This is a genomic window from Streptomyces sp. NPDC012827, from assembly GCF_042900905.1.
Lineage (GTDB): Bacteria > Actinomycetota > Actinomycetes > Streptomycetales > Streptomycetaceae > Streptomyces > Streptomyces gulbargensis.
The window spans coordinates 164997-183225 of record NZ_JBIBBY010000001.1; the positions used below are offsets into that span (position 1 = coordinate 164997).

14 protein-coding genes are annotated in these 18229 nt (G+C 71.9%); 8 read left to right on the forward strand and 6 right to left on the reverse strand.

The window, feature by feature from the left end; translation table 11 throughout:
• Window positions 1–39 precede the first annotated feature (39 nt).
• The 3 genes from gltX to ACFY60_RS00775 all read right to left on the reverse strand — a co-directional run bounded on the left by gltX (window position 40) and on the right by ACFY60_RS00775 (window position 2608).
• Window positions 40–1515: a glutamate--tRNA ligase gene (gltX, locus tag ACFY60_RS00765; RefSeq protein ID WP_388607939.1), complete on the reverse strand. Its 1476-nt coding sequence runs from the start codon at window positions 1513–1515 to the stop codon at window positions 40–42.
• Window positions 1508–2293, reverse strand: a complete 786-nt coding sequence (locus tag ACFY60_RS00770) for a fumarylacetoacetate hydrolase family protein (RefSeq protein WP_388607937.1) — start codon at window positions 2291–2293, stop codon at window positions 1508–1510. Before ACFY60_RS00770 ends, gltX begins: the two co-directional genes overlap by 8 nt.
• 111 nt (window positions 2294–2404) lie before the next feature.
• The gene (locus ACFY60_RS00775; protein ID WP_388607936.1) at window positions 2405–2608 is read right to left on the reverse strand and encodes a hypothetical protein; all 204 of its coding nucleotides are present in this window, start codon (window positions 2606–2608) and stop codon (window positions 2405–2407) included.
• 566 nt (window positions 2609–3174) lie between these two features.
• On the opposite strand from ACFY60_RS00775, the gene ACFY60_RS00780 reads away from it, so the two are divergent.
• The 8 genes from ACFY60_RS00780 (at window position 3175) to ACFY60_RS00815 (ending at window position 13753) form a co-directional block, all read left to right on the forward strand.
• Window positions 3175–6915, forward strand: coding sequence for a nitrate- and nitrite sensing domain-containing protein (locus ACFY60_RS00780; RefSeq protein ID WP_388607934.1), 3741 nt, complete (start codon window positions 3175–3177; stop codon window positions 6913–6915).
• Window positions 6916–6924: 9 nt separating this feature from the next.
• Window positions 6925–7338: a roadblock/LC7 domain-containing protein gene (locus tag ACFY60_RS00785; protein WP_030496942.1), complete on the forward strand. Its 414-nt coding sequence runs from the start codon at window positions 6925–6927 to the stop codon at window positions 7336–7338.
• 205 nt (window positions 7339–7543) lie between these two features.
• Complete coding sequence (locus tag ACFY60_RS00790; protein WP_388607932.1) at window positions 7544–7954, forward strand: DUF742 domain-containing protein; 411 nt, start codon at window positions 7544–7546, stop codon at window positions 7952–7954.
• The gene (locus ACFY60_RS00795) at window positions 7935–8528 is read left to right on the forward strand and encodes an ATP/GTP-binding protein (protein WP_388607929.1); all 594 of its coding nucleotides are present in this window, start codon (window positions 7935–7937) and stop codon (window positions 8526–8528) included. Before ACFY60_RS00790 ends, ACFY60_RS00795 begins: the two co-directional genes overlap by 20 nt.
• A 339-nt stretch (window positions 8529–8867) precedes the next feature.
• Window positions 8868–12104 carry a nitrate- and nitrite sensing domain-containing protein gene (locus ACFY60_RS00800; protein WP_388607926.1) on the forward strand — a complete coding sequence of 1079 codons (3237 nt, stop codon included), beginning with the start codon at window positions 8868–8870 and terminating at the stop codon, window positions 12102–12104.
• A gap of 10 nt (window positions 12105–12114) precedes the next feature.
• Entirely contained in the window at window positions 12115–12528 is a 414-nt protein-coding gene (locus tag ACFY60_RS00805) for a roadblock/LC7 domain-containing protein (RefSeq protein ID WP_026057603.1), read from the forward strand.
• Window positions 12529–12621: 93 nt separating this feature from the next.
• Entirely contained in the window at window positions 12622–13191 is a 570-nt protein-coding gene (locus ACFY60_RS00810) for a DUF742 domain-containing protein (RefSeq protein ID WP_309053876.1), read from the forward strand.
• On the forward strand, window positions 13172–13753 hold the full coding sequence (locus tag ACFY60_RS00815; protein WP_344431943.1) for an ATP/GTP-binding protein: 582 nt from the start codon (window positions 13172–13174) through the stop codon (window positions 13751–13753). The genes ACFY60_RS00810 and ACFY60_RS00815 overlap by 20 nt, the downstream gene beginning before the upstream one ends.
• Window positions 13754–13900: 147 nt before the next feature.
• Here the strand turns inward: ACFY60_RS00815 and ACFY60_RS00820 are convergent, their stop codons facing one another.
• The 3 genes from ACFY60_RS00820 to ACFY60_RS00830 form a co-directional block, all read right to left on the reverse strand.
• Window positions 13901–14107, reverse strand: a complete 207-nt coding sequence (locus ACFY60_RS00820) for an acyl-CoA carboxylase epsilon subunit (protein WP_309052472.1) — start codon at window positions 14105–14107, stop codon at window positions 13901–13903.
• A gap of 15 nt (window positions 14108–14122) precedes the next feature.
• Complete coding sequence (locus tag ACFY60_RS00825) at window positions 14123–15706, reverse strand: acyl-CoA carboxylase subunit beta (protein ID WP_345285603.1); 1584 nt, start codon at window positions 15704–15706, stop codon at window positions 14123–14125.
• A 153-nt stretch (window positions 15707–15859) separates the two neighbouring features.
• Window positions 15860–18214, reverse strand: coding sequence for a polysaccharide lyase 8 family protein (locus ACFY60_RS00830; RefSeq protein ID WP_388607922.1), 2355 nt, complete (start codon window positions 18212–18214; stop codon window positions 15860–15862).
• Window positions 18215–18229: the final 15 nt, after the last annotated feature.

Here is an 18229-nt window from a genome sequence, read left to right on the forward strand (position 1 = left end):
TCCCGGGAGGGGGCGGGGGTACCGGGCGTGCGAGGGCCGTTACGCGGAGAGCTTGGCCAGGGCCGCGTCGATCCGGGCCAGGGTGCGCTCCTTGCCGAGGATCTCCAGGGACTCGAAGAGCGGCAGGCCGACCGTGCGGCCGGTGACGGCGACGCGGACCGGGGCCTGGGCCTTGCCGAGCTTGAGGCCGTGGGCCTCGCCGGCGGCCAGGACGGCGTTCTTGAGCGACTCGGGGTCGCTCCAGTCGGCGCCTTCGAGCTTCTCGCGGGCGGTGGTGAGCAGGGCCGCGGGCTCGCCCTTCATCGCCTTGTCCCACGACGCCTGGTCGAAGACCGGCTCCTTCAGGAAGAGGAAGTCGACGTTGGCCGTGATCTCCGAGAGGACGGTGAGGCGCGTCTGGGCGTGCGGGGCGATGGCCTCCCAGGCGGCGCGGTCGAAGTCCTCGGGCGCCCAGGGGGCGTGCGGGGCGCGGAGCCAGGGCTCGCAGGCCTCCGCGAAGGCCTTCACGTCCAGCATGCGGATGTGGTCGGCGTTGATCGACTCGGCCTTCTTGAGGTCGAAGCGGGCCGGGTTGGCGTTCACGTCGGCGATGTCGAACTTCTCGACCATCTCCGGGACGGTGAAGATGTCCCGGTCGGCGGAGAAGGACCAGCCGAGCAGGGAGAGGTAGTTCAGCAGGCCCTCGGGGAGGAAGCCGCGCTCCCGGTAGAGGTTGAGGGAGGCCTGCGGGTCGCGCTTGGAGAGCTTCTTGTTGCCCTCGCCCATCACGTACGGCAGGTGGCCGAAGGCCGGGATCTCCTTGGCGACGCCCAGCTCGATCAGCGCCTTGTAGAGCGCGATCTGGCGCGGGGTGGAGGAGAGCAGGTCCTCGCCGCGCAGGACGTGGGTGATCTCCATCAGGGCGTCGTCGACCGGGTTGACCAGGGTGTAGAGCGGGGCGCCGTTGGCCCGGAGGATGCCGTAGTCCGGCACGTTCTCCGGGGTGAAGGTGAGCTCGCCGCGGACCAGGTCGGTGAAGGTGATCGGCTCGTCGGGCATCCGGAAGCGGACGATCGGCTCGCGGCCCTCGGCCCGGTAGACCTCGATCTGCCCGGCGGACAGCTCGCGGCAGTGGCCGTCGTAGCCGGAGGGCCGGCCGGCGGCGCGGGCGGCCTCGCGGCGCTCGTCCAGCTCGGTGGTGGTGCAGTAGCAGTGGTACGCGTACCCGCCGGCGAGCAGCTTGTCGGCGACGTCCTTGTAGATGTCCATCCGCTGCGACTGGCGGTACGGCGCGTGGGGGCCGCCGGTCTCCGGGCCCTCGTCCCAGTCGAGGCCCAGCCAGCGCAGCGAGTCGAGCAGCTGCTGGTACGACTCCTCCGAGTCGCGGGCCGCGTCGGTGTCCTCGATGCGGAAGACCATGGTGCCCTGGTTGTGCCGGGCGAAGGCCCAGTTGAAGAGGGCGGTGCGGACCAGGCCCACGTGGGGGTTGCCGGTCGGCGAGGGACAGAAACGGACGCGGATGTTCGCGTTAGCCACGCTTGATCACCCTATTGGTGAGAGTGCCGATGCCTTCGATGGTGACGGCGACCTCGTCGCCGACGTTGAGGGGTCCGACCCCGGCGGGGGTGCCGGTGAGGATGACGTCGCCGGGGAGCAGCGTCATGGCCTCGGTGATGTGGACGACGAGGTCCTCGACGGAGCGGATCATGTCGCTCGTGCGGCCGAGCTGACGCTGTTCGCCGTTGACCGTGGCCTGGATGGTCAGGTCGGCCGGGTCGAGCTCCGTCTCCACCCAGGGGCCGAGGGGGCAGGAGGTGTCGAAGCCCTTGGCGCGTGCCCACTGCTTCTCGCGCTGCTGCACGTCGCGGGCGGTGACGTCGTTGGCGCAGGTGTAGCCGAAGACGACGTCCTTGACGCGTTCGCGGGGCACCTCGCGGCACATGCGGCCGATCACCACGGCCAGTTCGGCCTCGTGGTGGAGCTCGCGGGAGAAGGAGGGGTACTCGATGGCGTCGCCGGGGCCGATCACGGAGGTGGTGGGCTTGAAGAAGGCGACGGGGACGTCGGGCACCTCGTTGCCGAGCTCCCGGGCGTGCTCCGCGTAGTTGCGGCCGATGGCCACGACCTTGTTGGGAAGCACGGGCGGCAGGAGCCGGACCTTGCTCAGCGGGATCTTCGTCCCACTGAGCTCGAAGTCGGTGTAGGGGATGCCCTTGATGATGTCGAGGACCAGGCCGCCGGACTCGGCGGGTCCCTCGCCCTCGACGGCGCCGAAGGCGACGTTGCCGTCGAGGGAGAATCTGGCGATGCGCACGAGTGCTGTCGCCCCTCACTTGGTACTGGCTGGAGTCTGACGCTCCAGGCTAACGCGGCGCGGGGCGGCGGACCGGCGGCCGGGGCCGGGCCGTACGGGCGGGGCGCGGGGTCAGCGCGAGGCGGACGCGTAGGGCTGCGGCCGGTACGGGGCCGGGGGCTGCATGAGGACGGTGCGGCGCGGGTTGGCGGTCCTGCCGGGCAGCTCGGCCGCGTACTCCGGGCGGGCGCCCCGGTCGAGCCGGGCGGCGTCCTCGAGGTGGGCGAGGGTGGAGCGGCGGGGGTTGGCCGTGGTGCGGAGCGTCGTCGTCTTCATCGTGGTGATCAGACCTTGTTCCGGGAGGGCGCCCGGGCGGGGCGCGCATCTGTAAAGCGTCAGGCTAAACATCCGATTCCCTTCGAATGCATGGCGAAGACATCAAACAGGGTGTGAGTTTGCTCACCCGTTGACACCCATACCAGGCATTACGGACAGCGCTCGACCCTTGACCAAACGGACATTACGCCACTGAATGCGCTATTCCGCTCCTGATCATCGCGACTGGGACACACGGGTACGCCAGGTCATTGGAGAGGAAAAGTCCCAATCCTCCGTGATCATCTTCTACGTCGGGTGACCCGCCGCGCACAGGTTGTCACTCCCTCCGGGGCGCGACACGCGGCCCTTGTTGGAGATCCGCCACTGTGCTGGAATTCCACGCACCGCCGCGGGTTTCAAGCCGGCGCGCAGGGAGGCGCAACACAGCGCCGGCCGAGTGGCGGGAAAGGGGGATCTGCGCCGGTCACCGATCGACCACCTGGGGCGCGCCTGCGCCCCATCGACGCCGACACCGTCCTCTCCGTTCACCCGGGGGGACGCCTGGTCCAGAGGTTGCGACGCTAGTGCAGGGACGTTTCAAGAGGGATGGCTCGGGGTCTGCCCAGGCCCGTCAGGGCCGAGCGGAAGCTCCGGCGGAGCAGGAACCGCGTGCCGGGACCGACCGCGGTCCCTCGGCCCCGCACACCCCGAACCAGGGCAAGGGACCGTCCGGCGAGGGCGACGGCGGCCGCCGCCCCGGCCCGTCGGCGCCGTCCGCCGCGCCGTCCGACGCCGCGGCCGCTCCCCCGCTGAAGGCCGAGAACGACCCCGGGCCGCGAATAGCTCTGCGCAACTGGCGCATCTCCACGCGCCTGGTCGCCCTCCTCACCCTCCCCGTGGTCGCGGCGACCACCCTGGGCGGCATCCGCATCAGCGAGTCGCTCCAGGACATGGAGCAGCTCGACCACATGCAGCTGCTCACCAAGCTGACCCGTGAGGCGACCGACCTCGCCCAGGCCCTCCAGTACGAGCGCGACCAGTCCGCCGGCCCGCTGGCCAACGGCCGCCCGGCCAGCGACTACCTGGTCTCCACCCCGCGCAAGCGCACGGACCGCGAGCTCAAGGCCTTCCTCCAGGCCACCGAGGAGATCCCGGCCACCGAGGGCGACGAGGCCCTGCGCAGCATCCGCCAGAACGTCGGGCAGATCGCCACGCAGGTGATGCAGCTCCACGACATCCGGACCACCGCCTACACCCAGGGCGTCTCCGACTCGGTGACGGTCGAGGCGTACAGCCGTCTCATCCGTTCGCTGCTCAGCCTCTCGCAGGACATGGCGCAGGCGACCAGCAACCCGGAGATGATCAAGCGGACCCGGGCGCTCGCCGCGTTCTCGTCCGCCAAGGAGTACGCCTCCATCCAGCAGGCGATCATCGCCGCCGCCCTCCCGTCGAGCGACACCACCTCCGGAAAGCTCCAGCAGGGTGACCGCCTGTACGGCGAGGCCGCGCTCAACAGTGAGAAGGACGAGCTCAAGTCCTTCGAGGCGGTGTACGAGTCGACCGGCGGCAACGCCGCCGAGCTGACCGCTCCGCTGAACTCCAGCAACCCCACGATCCTCTCCGCCGACAAGTACGCGGAGCGGGTGCTGAAGAACGACACGGCGATGCCGGAGGCCCCCAAGCGGGGTCACCTGAACTTCACCGACGAGTACGGCACCAAGATCGCCGCCATGGACAAGATGGAGCGCCAGCTCCTCGGCGAGATGGAGACGATGGCCCGTGAGCTGCGGCAGGAGTCGCAGCGCGACGCCGTCATCAACGGTGCGCTGATCCTCCTCGTCCTCGGCGTCTCGCTCATCGGCGCCTTCGTCGTGGCCCGGTCCATGATCCGCTCGCTGCGCCGGCTCCAGGACACCGCGACCAAGGTCGCCCAGGAACGCCTGCCCGAGCTGGTCAAGCAGCTCTCCGAGGCCGACCCGCAGGACGTCGACACCTCCGTCGAGTCCGTCGGTGTGCACTCCCGGGACGAGATCGGCCAGGTGGCCGCGGCCTTCGACGAGGTGCACCGCGAGGCGGTCCGCCTCGCCGCCGAGCAGGCCCTCCTGCGGGGCAACGTCAACGCGATGTTCACCAACCTCTCGCGCCGCTCGCAGGGCCTCATCCAGCGTCAGCTGTCGCTCATCTCCGAGCTGGAGTCCCGCGAGGCCGACCCGGACCAGCTGTCCTCCCTGTTCAAGCTGGACCACCTCGCGACCCGTATGCGCCGGAACGGCGAGAACCTCCTCGTCCTCGCCGGCGAGGAGCCGGGCCGCCGCTGGACCCGGCCGGTCCCCCTCGTCGACGTCCTGCGCGCCGCCGCCTCCGAGGTGGAGCAGTACGAGCGCATCGAGCTGGCCGCGGTCCCGGCGACCGAGGTCGCCGGCCGGGTCGTCAACGACCTCGTCCACCTGCTCGCCGAGCTCCTGGAGAACGCCACCTCGTTCTCCTCCCCGCAGACCAAGGTCCGCGTCACCGGTCACGCGCTGCCCGACGGCCGCGTGCTGGTCGAGATCCACGACACCGGCATCGGCCTCTCCCCCGAGGACCTCGCCGCGATCAACGAGCGGCTCGCCTCGCCGCCCACCGTGGACGTCTCCGTCTCCCGCCGCATGGGCCTCTTCGTGGTCGGCCGCCTGTCCCTGCGACACGGCATCCGCATCCAGCTGCGCCCCTCCGACTCCGGCGGCACCACCGCGCTCGTCATGCTCCCGGTGGACGTCGCCCAGGGCGGCAAGAAGCCCATGCCCAAGCCCGCCGGCGGCGGCCAGGGCGCGCCCGGCGGTCCGGGCGGCCCCGGCGGTGCCCGCGGCGGCCTCGGCGGCGGCGCCTCGGCGGCGAGCCGGCTCGGCGCCGGTGCCGGTGCCGCGCGCGGCCAGGTCGGCGCGGGCGGCGGTCCCCGGGCCGCGCTGCCCGGGCGTGACGGCGGCCCGCTCTCCGGCGGCCCCCAGGCGCCCGGCCGGCAGCAGCCGCAGAACGCCCAGGCGGACCGTGCCGGGCAGGCCCCGCAGGCCCCCCAGGGCCAGGAGCCGCGGCGTCCGGGTCCCGGTGCGGGCGGCCTCATCGGCGGCGCGGCCAGCGCCATCCCCTCGCGTACGGACGTGTGGGGCGGCGTCCCGCCGCAGACCCCGCAGGCTCCCCAGACCCCGCAGGCTCCGCAGCCCGCCCAGCCGCAGGCCCCGCAGCCCGCCGCGCAGGACGGCCGTCAGGGCTTCCCGCGCGCCGAGCTGCCCGGCGGCGACCCGCAGCAGCAGCGCCCGCAGGCGGCGAGCTGGGGCAGCGATCCGGCCCAGCAGCCGGTGCGGCGCCCGCAGCAGAACATGTCCCCGCCGGACGCCCCGCGCGGCCACGAGGACCCGGAGACCACGGGCCGCTTCCCGGCCCCGGCCGCTCCCCAGGGCCCCGGCTCCACCGGCCAGTTCCCGCGCCCCGACTTCGGCGCCCCGCAGGCCCCCCAGACCGGTCAGCAGCAGGTCCCGCAGGGCTACCAGGCGGGCGGGCAGGACCCGGCGTCGACGGCGCAGTTCCCGCGCCCCGACTTCGGTGCCCCGCAGCAGCCGGCCGAGCCCCGGGGGTACCAGGGCGCGCAGCAGCAGCAGCAGTTCGGCGGCCAGGGCTACGCACCGCAGGCTCCCCAGGCCCCGCAGGCTCCGGCTCCGCGCCGGCGCGCGGCCGGTGGCGACTTCGGCGCGCCCCAGGACGCCCGGGACGCGCAGCAGCCGCAGCAGCCCCAGCTCCAGCAGCCCCGCCGGCCGGAGGCGCTGCCCCCGGCGCCCGGCGCGGGCGACGGCCGTACCCCGCTGTACGACACGCTGGAGACCAACTGGTACCAGGACCAGGCGCAGCAGCAGGCGCCCGGGCGGACCGACGGCCGGGGCGCCGACCTCGACCGCACCACGCAGAACCCGGTCGTACCGCAGTCGTCCGCTCCGGCGGCGCCGCGGCAGACCGGTGGTCCGGGCGCCGGTGACGGCGGCCGGCAGAACGGCGGGGCCGCCTGGCGGTCCTCGCCCAACGACGAGTTGGTGCGTCAGGCCGAACGGGTGCGCAAGCCCGCGGCCGGCGGCGTCACCACCTCCGGCCTTCCGCGCCGTGTGCCGAAGGCCAACCTCGTACCCGGGACCGCACAGGAGCAGGCCCACACGGCCGGCCCCCAGGTCTCGCGTGCACCCGACGACGTCCGCGGCCGGCTCACCAATCTGCGCCGCGGCATCCAGCAGGGCCGACAGGCGGGCAACTCGACCACGGGTAGCTTCCCCCTCGGCCCGAACCATCAGCAGGAGCGTTAGTTGAGCGCGATGAGCCAGGCGGCGCAGAATCTGAACTGGTTGATCACCAACTTCGTGGACAACACCCCAGGGGTGTCCCACACAGTGGTGGTCTCCGCCGACGGACTTCTGCTGGCGATGTCCGAAGGATTCCCCCGCGACCGGGCCGACCAGCTGGCGGCGGTCGCCTCCGGACTGACCTCGCTGACCGCGGGGGCGTCCCGGATCTTCGAGGGCGGTCCTGTCGCACAGACCGTGGTGGAGATGGAGCGCGGCTTCCTCTTCCTCATGTCCGTCTCCGACGGCTCCTCGCTGGCCGTGCTCGCCCACCCCGAGTGCGACATCGGCCTCGTGGGCTACGAGATGGCGCTGCTGGTCGACCGGGCCGGCAGCGTGCTCACCCCGGATCTCCGCGCGGAGCTCCAGGGCAGCCTCCTGCACTGAGGGGACGTCCTTTCGGATCTGGCCCGGCGAGATCCGGGGGACTCCCCCGCGCGGCCCCACCCGCGCACCGCACCGAACCGTTCGACGACAGGGCGGTACGCCCCTCCGTACCTCCCTCGGCACCGTTCACCGTCCGGCCGCCCCACCCGGCCCCCCACCGGCCCCATCCGACGGCAGCAGTCACGCCGTCACGCCCGGAGGATCCATGACCCCGCCCCCCGCCTCTCACGATCCGTACGGCGGTTCGTCCCTGGACGATCCGTACGGCCATGAGGGCGACCAGCCGCTGGTACGTCCGTACGCGATGACCGGCGGCCGGACCCGGCCGCGTTACCAGCTCGCCATCGAGGCGCTGGTGTCGACCACGGCCGACCCCGCGCACCTCGCCACGCTGCTCCCCGAGCACCAGCGGATCTGCCACCTGTGCCGGGAGGTCAAGTCGGTGGCCGAGGTGTCGGCCCTGCTGTCGATGCCGCTCGGTGTGGCCCGGATCCTCGTCGCCGACCTGGCGGAGGCCGGCATGGTGGCGATCCACCAGCCGGGCAACGGAGAGGCCGGCGGAACGCCGGACGTGACACTGCTCGAAAGGGTGCTCAGTGGACTTCGCAAGATCTAGCGGCGACGCCTCCGCTCCGCAGGCCAGGTCGACCACCAGCGCGAAGATCGTGGTGGCGGGTGGCTTCGGCGTGGGCAAGACCACGTTCGTCGGCGCCGTCTCGGAGATCAACCCGCTGCGTACCGAGGCCGTCATGACGTCCGCCTCGGCGGGGATCGACGACCTCACGCACACCGGGGGCAAGACCACCACGACGGTGGCGATGGACTTCGGCCGCATCACGCTCGACCAGGACCTGATCCTGTACCTGTTCGGCACCCCCGGACAGGACCGCTTCTGGTTCATGTGGGACGACCTCGTCCGCGGCGCCATCGGCGCCGTCGTCCTCGTCGACACCCGCCGCCTCGCCGACTGCTTCCCCGCCGTCGACTACTTCGAGAACTCCGGCCTCCCCTTCGTCATCGCCCTCAACGGCTTCGACGGACACCAGCCCTACACCCCCGAAGAAGTCCGGGAAGCCCTCCAGATCGGCCCCGACACCCCCATCATCACCACCGACGCCCGCCACCGGGCCGACGCCAAGAGCGCGCTCATCACCCTCGTCGAGCACGCCCTCATGGCCCGGCTCAAGTAGGAAACCGGCCAGGGCACTTGTCCCGCGGTGCCGCACGCGGCGGTCTGTGTCCTTCGACACGGCCGCCCGCGTGTTCATAACATTTCGACAGAGAATTGGCGTGCCTCGGACACCCGACGCATCCGATCGGTGCCGCTGTGCTCACATGAGCCCCGCCATTTGGCGGGGCTCGTTCTTTATGCCCGTTTTATCTGAGGTCTGCGCCACGGCCGGAAGCCGCAGCCGACTGTTTGGTAGGGACCGCCTTCACGTGCTGCAATTCATGAACTCCCGAGTAGTACGGCCCTGAACGAAACACCGGCACAACGTAGGTGCCGACGCCGAGAGGTTGTTGGTCGAGTGAGGCGAAGCAAGGAAAGCTCCGCGGAGCAGGAGACGCGGGGCAACTTCACCCCGCCGTCGCGCACGGCGGTGTCGCCCGCGGACGTACCCGTGACGCCACCACCGGCCTCCCGGGGCAGCTCCAGCAAGCTGTCGCCGCGCAACTGGCGGGTGCCCACCCGACTGAACGCGATCCTCCTCATACCCGTGCTCGTCGGCCTCGTCATGGGCGGCTTCCAGGTCAAGGGCTCGATCGACACCTGGCAGGAGGCGCAGGACGCCGAGAAGACGGCGCTCATCGTGCGCGCCGCCTCGGAGTACAGCACCGCCCTCCTCGACGAGCGCGACCTCACGGCCGCCCCGCTGCTCGCCGGCGACCGTGACCACGAGTCCGTGACGCAGGCGCGGGCCGCCACCGACGCCGCCCGCGTGAAGTTCGACGAGGCCGTCCGGAACATGCCGTCGGGCCAGGGCCTGGAGCGCCGGCTGCGCCTGTTCAAGGACGAGGAGCCCAACCTCGAGCAGCTGCGGAAGACGGCCTACTCGGCCGGTCTGGACCCGGTGAACACGCAGCTCGGCTACACGGGCGTGCAGCACTACCTGATGGAGTTCTCCAACGAGCTCGGCCTGGGCACCGGCAACATCACCAGCTACGGCCGTACCGTCTACGCGATCCAGCTCGCCAAGGCCGCCGAGTCGCTCCAGCGCTCCATCGGCACCCACCTGCTGGTGCGGCCGAGCGAGAAGGACCCGGTCTTCGCCCAGCAGTCCGTGGCGTTCAACTCGTACAACTACCTGGAGCAGATCGCCCTCGGCGAGTACAACTCCGGCGGTACCGCCGAGGACGTGCAGCGGCTGCAGGAGGTCATGAAGGCCAAGGCCGCCGCGGGCGCGGAGAAGATGCGCTCCGCCGGCGTCGAGCTCCCGAAGGGCAAGGACGGCTCGGTCTACACCGGTGCCGCCTCGGCCATCGGCAGTGCCAAGAACCCCGCGGCCCTGAAGGCCCTCGCCGCGAAGGGCATCACGCCGCAGACCTGGATGGCGGTCGCCACCGCCAAGTTCGACGGCTACAGCGAGGTCGAGAAGGAGCTCGTCGACAAGGCCGTGACCGAGGCCGCCGAGATCTCCTCCGACGCCCAGCGGGACGCCTGGGTCAACGGTGCGATCGTCGTGATCGCCCTGCTCACCGCCTTCATCCTGGCCGGGATGATGGCCCGTCAGATGAGCCGCTCGATGCGCGAGCTGCGCACCGCCGCCTTCGGCATCGCCGAGCAGCGCCTGCCGATGCTGGTCGACCAGCTGTCGCGGACCGACCCGGGCCGGGTCGACACCCGGGTGCAGCCCATCCCGATCGACTCCCAGGACGAGATCGGCGAGGTCGCCCGCGCCTTCGACCAGGTGCACCGCGAGGCCGTCCGGCTCGCCGCCGAGCAGGCCATGCTGCGGGGCAACGTCAACGCGATCTTCACCAACCTCTCGCGCCGCAACCAGTCCCTCATCGAGGGCCAGCTGACCCTCATCACGGACCTGGAGAACAACGAGGCCGACCCGGACCAGCTGGAGAACCTCTTCAAGCTGGACCACCTCGCGACCCGTATGCGCCGCAACGGCGAGAACCTCCTCGTCCTCGCCGGCGAGGAGCCGGGCCGCCGCTGGGACCAGCCCGTTCCGCTCGTGGACGTGCTGCGTGCCGCCTCCTCCGAGGTGGAGCAGTACGAGCGCATCGAGATCGCCGGCGTCCCTGAGGCCGAGATCCACGGCCAGGCCGTGACCGACCTCGTGCACCTGCTGGCCGAGCTCCTGGAGAACGCGACGACGTTCTCCTCCCCGCAGACCAAGGTCCGGGTCACCGCGACCCGTCTCCCCGACGGCCGCGTGATGGTCGAGATCCACGACAAGGGCATCGGCCTGACCGCCGAGGACTTCGCGGACATCAACCACAAGCTGGCCAACCCGCCGACCGTGGACGTCGCCGTCGCGCAGCGCATGGGCCTCTTCGTGGTCGGCCGGCTGGCCGACCGGCACGGCATCCGCGTCCAGCTCCGCCCCTCGGGCGAGCAGGCCGGTACGACCTCGCTGGTCATGCTGCCGGACGCGATCACGCACGGTGGCGGTGGCGAGCAGCCGGTCCAGGACGACTTCACCGTCTCCCAGATCATCCCGCAGCAGAACGCCTTCGACGCCGCCCCGCAGCAGATGCGGACCGCCGCCGAGCTGGGCTTCGACGACTCGCGCTACGAGCAGCGGGACGACAACCGCCAGCTGGACCCGGTCAACCGCTCGCTGCTGCGCGAGGAGCGGCGTGCCGCCCTGGAGGCGCAGGCGCAGGGTGGCGACCGTCCCCTCTTCCAGGACGGGACGGAACACACGGCCCGGGAGTACGAGCAGGGGCAGGAGTACGCCGGCCAGGAGTACGAGCAGTACGGCCAGGCCCAGGAGTACGGCCAGGAGTACTCCGGCGCCGAGTACGGCCAGGCGCAGGAGTACGGGAACGGCTACCCTCAGCAGCAGGACGGCTACGGCTTCCCGGGGCAGGGCTACGAGGGGTACGAGCAGCAGTCCGCCGACGGCTACCCTCAGGGCGGCTATGCGGAGGGCTCGTACGAGTCTCCGAACGTCGAACAGCAGCAGTACGGCAACACGTTCGATCCCCACGCCCACCAGGGAGAGTGGCAGGATCAGAACGCCTACCAGGGCGGCTACCAGCAGGAGTACGGAGCGGAAGCGGAATCTGCTCCGAGCGCTGCCGAACAGCCCGCCGACCGCGTAGGCTTCGACCGTCCGGGAACGGCCCCGAGTCCCGCCCCGGACGCCGGCCACGCGCTGACGGACGCCGGTCTGCCGCGCCGTGGCAGCACCGGCTCCCAGACGCCGCCGGCACAGCGGTCCGCCCGGCCGGAGCAGTCCGCTCCGCCGGCGGCGCAGCAGGCGGCCGAGCGGTCGGACGAGGCCGAGGGCCCGGACGACTGGCGCTCGGCCAACGACGAGCGCTGGCAGCGGGCCGGCAAGCTCCGTGAGCCGAAGGCGGGCGGGGTCACCTCGTCCGGTCTCCCCCGGCGGGTCCCGAAGGCCAACCTGGTCGAGGGCACGGCGGAGCAGACCCCGCAGGGCGGCCCCCAGGTCTCCCGCTCGCCCGAGGACGTACGGGGCAGGTTGAGCAACCTGCGCCGCGGTGTCCAGCAGGGACGCAGCGCGGGAACGGACACGAACGGATCGGGCCTCGGCCCGGGTAGTACCTACAACCAGGAGCGTTAGTGTGAGCCCGATGAGCCAGGCGGCGCAGAATCTGAACTGGTTGATCACCAACTTCGTGGACAACACCCCCGGGGTGTCCCACACGGTGGTGGTCTCCGCCGACGGACTCCTGCTGGCGATGTCCGAGGGTTTCCCCCGGGACCGCGCCGACCAGCTTGCGGCCGTCGCCTCCGGACTGACCTCGCTGACCGCGGGCGCGTCCCGGATCTTCGAGGGCGGAGCGGTCAACCAGACCGTGGTGGAGATGGAGCGCGGCTTCCTCTTCATCATGTCCATCTCGGACGGCTCCTCGCTGGCCGTCCTCGCCCACCCCGAGGCCGACATCGGTCTGGTGGGTTACGAGATGGCCCTTCTCGTGGACCGTGCCGGAACCGTACTGACCCCTGACCTCCGGGCGGAGCTTCAGGGAAGTCTTCTCAACTAACAGACGGACAGTGCGTTTCTCGTCACCGCACCGTAAGGTGCGGTGGCGCGGTTCCAAGGGACATGGGGCCGCGAGGCAGTCGGAGGAGGAGACGTGGGAACACCCCCGGGCGCGAGCCCCTACAACGGTTTTGACGCGCATCAGGCACCCCTGGGCGACCCGGCGCAGAACCGGTTCAACTTTCCCTCCGCACCCAGCAGACAAGGCGTTTCCCAGCCTTATCAGCAGCCTCAGGCTCCGGCCGCCCCTGCCGCTCCGGCGGGCGCGGCCACCCCGGCGGCCGGCCGGCGTGCCGCGGGTGGTGCGGGCGGTTCGGGCGGCCACAACCCGCTCGTCCGTCCGTACGCGATGACCGGCGGCCGGACCCGGCCGCGTTACCAGCTCGCCATCGAGGCGCTGGTGTCCACCACGGCCGATCCGTCCCGGCTGCAGGGGCAGTTGCCCGAGCACCAGCGGATCTGCCGGCTGTGCTTCGAGATCAAGTCGGTTGCCGAGATCTCGGCGCTCCTCTCCATCCCCCTCGGCGTTGCCCGGATCCTCGTCGCCGACCTGGCCGAGGCCGGACTCGTCGCCATTCATCAGCCCGGCGGCGACGAGGCCGCCGGCGGCCAGCCAGACGTGACACTGCTCGAAAGGGTGCTCAGTGGACTTCGCAAGCTCTAGCGGCGGCGCGGCCCGTTCAACCACCAGCGCGAAGATCGTGGTGGCGGGTGGCTTCGGCGTGGGCAAGACCACGTTCGTCGGCGCCGTCTCGGAGATCAACCCGCTGCGTACCGAGGCCGTCATGACGTCTGCGTCCGCGGGCATCGACGACCTCACGCACACCGGCGACAAGACGACGACGACTGTCGCCATGGACTTCGGCCGCATCACGCTCGACCAGGACCTGATCCTGTACCTGTTCGGCACCCCCGGACAGGACCGCTTCTGGTTCATGTGGGACGACCTCGTCCGCGGCGCCATCGGCGCCGTCGTCCTCGTCGACACCCGCCGCCTCGCCGACTGCTTCCCCGCCGTCGACTACTTCGAGAACTCCGGCCTCCCCTTCGTCATCGCCCTCAACGGCTTCGACGGACACCAGCCCTACACCCCCGAAGAAGTCCGGGAAGCCCTCCAGATCGGCCCCGACACCCCCATCATCACCACCGACGCCCGCCACCGGGCCGACGCCAAGAGCGCGCTCATCACCCTCGTCGAGCACGCCCTCATGGCCCGGCTGCGGTAACCGTCCCGACGGTCGCCGGAATCGAGAAGGCCCCCCGCTCCCCTTACGGGGCGGGGGGCCTTCCGCGTACCCGCTCACGGGCCTCGCGCGCCCGGGAACGCCGCAGGCCCCCGTCCCGGGCGGGACGGGGGCCTGCGGGCGGCGGGCTCAGCCCTGCCAGGAGTGGGAGGGCCGGAAGCCGGACTGGCGCTCCAGGCGGCGCCAGCCGGCCGTGGAGCGGCCGTACGGGGCGGTGTCCCCGGCGGGCTGGGCGGAGGCGCGGGCGAGAAGGACCGCGGTGAGGGCGGCGAGCTCCTCGGGGTCGGCGTGGCCCTTCTCGACGCGGAGAAGGCTGGCTGTGGCAGGCGTGGTCACTTCGGGGGTCTCCTCTTACTGAGGCGGGTTGCCGTGCTTGCGGGACGGCAGGTCGGCGTGCTTGGTGCGGAGCATCGCGAGGGAGCGCACGAGCACCTGGCGGGTCTCGGAGGGGTCGATGACGTCGTCGACCAGGCCGCGCTCCGCCGCGTAGTACGGGTGCATGAGCTCGGCCTTGTACTCCTTGACCATGCGGGCGCGCATGGCCTCGGGGTCCTCGGCCTCCGCGATCTGCTTGCGGAAGATCACGTTGGCGGCGCCCTCGGCGCCCATGACCGCGATTTCGTTGGTGGGCCAGGCGTACGTCAGGTCGGCGCCGATGGACTGGGAGTCCATCACGATGTAAGCGCCGCCGTACGCCTTGCGCAGGATCAGCGAGATCCGGGGCACGGTCGCGTTGCAGTAGGCGTACAGCAGCTTCGCGCCGTGCCGGATGATTCCACCGTGCTCCTGGTCGACGCCCGGAAGGAAGCCGGGTACGTCCAGAAGAGTGATGATCGGGATGTTGAAGGCGTCGCACATCTGCACGAAGCGGGCGGCCTTCTCGGAGGCCTCGATGTCGAGGACGCCGGCCAGCGACTGGGGCTGGTTGGCGACGATGCCGACGACCTGGCCGTCCAGGCGGGCCAGGGCGCAGATGATGTTGCGCGCCCAGCGCTCGTGGATCTCCAGGTAGTCGCCGTCGTCGACGAGCTCCTCGATGACCTTGTGCATGTCGTACGGGCGGTTGCCGTCGGCCGGCACCAGGTCGAGCAGGACGTCGGAGCGGCGGTCCGCCGGGTCCTCGGAGGCGACGGCCGGCGGGTTCTCGCGGTTGTTCTGCGGGAGCATCGACAGGAGGTAGCGCACCTCGGCGATGCAGGTCTCCTCGTCGTCGTACGCGAAGTGCGCGACGCCGGAGGTCTCGGCGTGCACGTCGGCGCCGCCGAGGCCGTTCTGGCTGATCTCCTCGCCGGTGACCGCCTTGACGACGTCCGGTCCGGTGATGAACATCTGCGAGGTCTCGCGGACCATGAAGACGAAGTCCGTGAGGGCGGGGCTGTAGGCGGCGCCGCCGGCGCAGGGGCCGAGCATCACGGAGATCTGCGGGATGACGCCGGAGGCCTTGGTGTTGCGCTGGAAGATGCCGCCGTAGCCGGCGAGGGCGGAGACGCCCTCCTGGATGCGGGCGCCGGCGCCGTCGTTCAGGGAGACCAGCGGGGCACCGGCCGCGATGGCCATGTCCATGATCTTGTGGATCTTGGTGGCGTGGGCCTCGCCCAGGGCGCCGCCGAAGATGCGGAAGTCGTGCGCGTAGACGAAGACGGTCCGGCCCTCCACCGTGCCCCAGCCGGTGATGACACCGTCGGTGTACGGCTTCTTCGCCTCCAGGCCGAAGCCCTGGGCGCGGTGGCGGCGCAACTGCTCGACCTCGTTGAAGGAACCAGGGTCGAGCAGCAGCTCGATGCGCTCACGTGCGGTCAGCTTGCCCTTGGCGTGCTGGGCCTCGGTCGCGCGCTCGCTCGGGCCCCGCATCGCCTGCTCGCGCAGGACGTGCAGCTCGGCCACTCGGCCACGGGCGTCAGCGGGCTCGCTCGGGATCTGGTCGACAACGGTCATGTACCGACCCTACGAAGCCGACCAAGAAAACCCCGCCGTCCACTCCGTACAGTCCTCCGTGTCGAATCCTGGTGGAGACGGACAGAACCCGCACCCGACCATGCCGAGTCAACAGCCCAGCACCCCTTGTGTTTGTAGGGGTCTCACAAAACGCTAGACGAGGACCTCGCAACGGTGGGTCACGCACGCGGTACCCGGCGTGATGCGGAGGCGCAGCGCGCGGCCGGTGGCGAGGACCTCCACCGAGGGATCGTGGGCGAGAACCCGGCGGACCGGCCGGTTCCACATGATGTCCAGCGGCTTCCCCGTGCGGGGCGGTTCGGCGAGGCGGAGATCGAGGACGGAGCGGCGGCGCCGGACGAGGACGCTCGCGGGCGCGGTGACCGCGAGGGGACCCACCGTACCGGGCTCCCAGAAGTTCGCGGCGGTCAGGCCGAGGGAGGGGACGGCGACGGCCTGGACGCCGGGACCGTTGTGGAGAACGTGCAGCCAGTCCGGGTCGGCCGCGCGCGCGGCGACCGCCCGCCGCGAGGCGCCCGGCATCAGCAGATAGGCGTAGTCCGCTCCGGTGGGGTCCGTGCCGTGGTCCAGCCAGAGCGTCTGGTAGCGGCGGGTGCGGCGCTCGGGGGAGCCGGCGCTGTTGATGTCGCTCCACGCGCCGGTGCGGTCCTCCCGCAGGGTGCGCAGCGCACCGGTGCCCCCGGGGAGCACCCAGCCGCCGTGCCCGTCCAGGTGGGCCCAGCGCTCCCCGGTGGTGAGGGCGCCGTCGCCGCCCTCACCGAGGAGGCGGTTGTCGACGACCGTCTCGACGGGCACTCCGTCGGTGGCGGTGATCCCGGCGCCGAGGCAGATGACCGCGTCGGCCGCGCAGAACCAGGACTTGCGGGCCTCCAGGGTGGAGCCGAGGCCCTTGAGGTGCTGGCCGACGGCCGCGTACGTACCGTCGGTGGCGCCGCCGACCCACCGTACGTCCGGCCTGGACGCGCCCCACTCCCCGCCGGCCCGGTCGGGCAGGCGCTTGGTGGAGACGGTGGTGCCGGGCAGGCGGTAGGGGTCGACGGTGGGCCAGAACCAGTCGGTGTACTGGTCGCCGTGGTCCGGGGTCCACCAGGAGAGCATCCCGGCGCCGGTGTGCCAGCCGCGCGGGTTCTCGCCGTTGCCGCACTCGTAGTACGCGATCCGCCGGGAGGCCATGGCGATGTTCGCGGCCCACCCGGGGCGGCGGTGGACGGCCCGGTCCATGGCGGCGAAGAGACGGTGGCCGGTGGGCTCGGGGGCGGCGGGGACGGCCGAGGCGGCGACGGCGTGCAGCCGGGCGAGGTCGGCCACCCCGAACTGGCGGGCGGTGAGGATCGGGGAGACGGTGTCCCGCCGGATCCAGCCCTTCACGCGCGCGTGCCACCGGTCGCGCTCGGCCGGGGAGGCGACCCCGGCGAGGAGGGCGATGGCGGCGATGACGCCCTGGCCGTGGAAGTGGTCGGAGCGCATGACCCGGCGGTCGTCGTTCCTGAGCAGGCCCCGGCTGACCGCCCGCCCGTTGACGCTGTCCATCATCAGGCCGTCCAGGAGGAGGGGCGCGTAGGCCTTCTCCACGCTGTCGAGGACGATCTGCCGCGCCGGGTCGGTGACGTCCCAGGGTGAGCCGGCGAGCAGGGCGAAGAGGCGGCCGAGGCCGTCCAGCATCACCTGACCGTAGGTGCCGGAGTAGGCGACCCAGGTGTGCTGCACGAAGGAGCCGTCGGCGTGGAGCCCGTCGCCCTCGGTGACGTACGGGAAGACGGGCGAGAGGGCGTCGCGGGCGAGGGCGATCCGGTCCGGGCGCGCGCCGAGGACACCGCGCAGGGCGACCGAGCGGCAGAGGTCGACGCGGTTGGCACCGGTGGAGGTGCCGGTGTAGCGGGTGAGGACGGAGTCGGGGAGGAAGTGGTCGACGGCGGCGCAGGCGGCGTCGATCCGCTCGGGCCCGAGGTGCGGGTGGAGGGCGGCGACGACGTCCATGAGCAGGCGCGGGCTGCCGATCTGCCACTCCCACCAGTTGCCGGGACGGGGGGCGCCCGCGCGGTAGACGGTGGCGGAGAGGTGGTCGAGGCCGCGCACGACGTCGGCGAGGAGGTCCGGGTCACCGGTCAGGCCGGTGCCCGGCTGGACGTACGCCTGGGTCATGGTCCACAGCCGGCCGTAGCTCTGCGTGATGCCGGCGGGCGGGTCGAAGGGGGCGTCCGGCCACAGTGAGCGGGGGGTGGGGGCGAGGGCGGCGCGGAAGGCGCGGGCCAGGGTCCCGGTCTCGGCGAGCCGGGAGGCGTAGGGCTCGGCGGCGGGGTCGTAACCGGCGCCGAGCTGGAGGTCGAGCCAGCGCAGCCGCAGCGCCTCGAACGCGGCGGGGAGGGAGCCGCCGCCGGCCGGTGCCCCGGCCGCCCGGGTGGCGGGGAGGGCGAGGGCGGCGGTGACGGCGGCCGTACCGGCGAGGAGGGCGCGGCGGGGCAGCGGTGCGGAGGGGGACGGGTGCACGGGAACCTCCCGGGA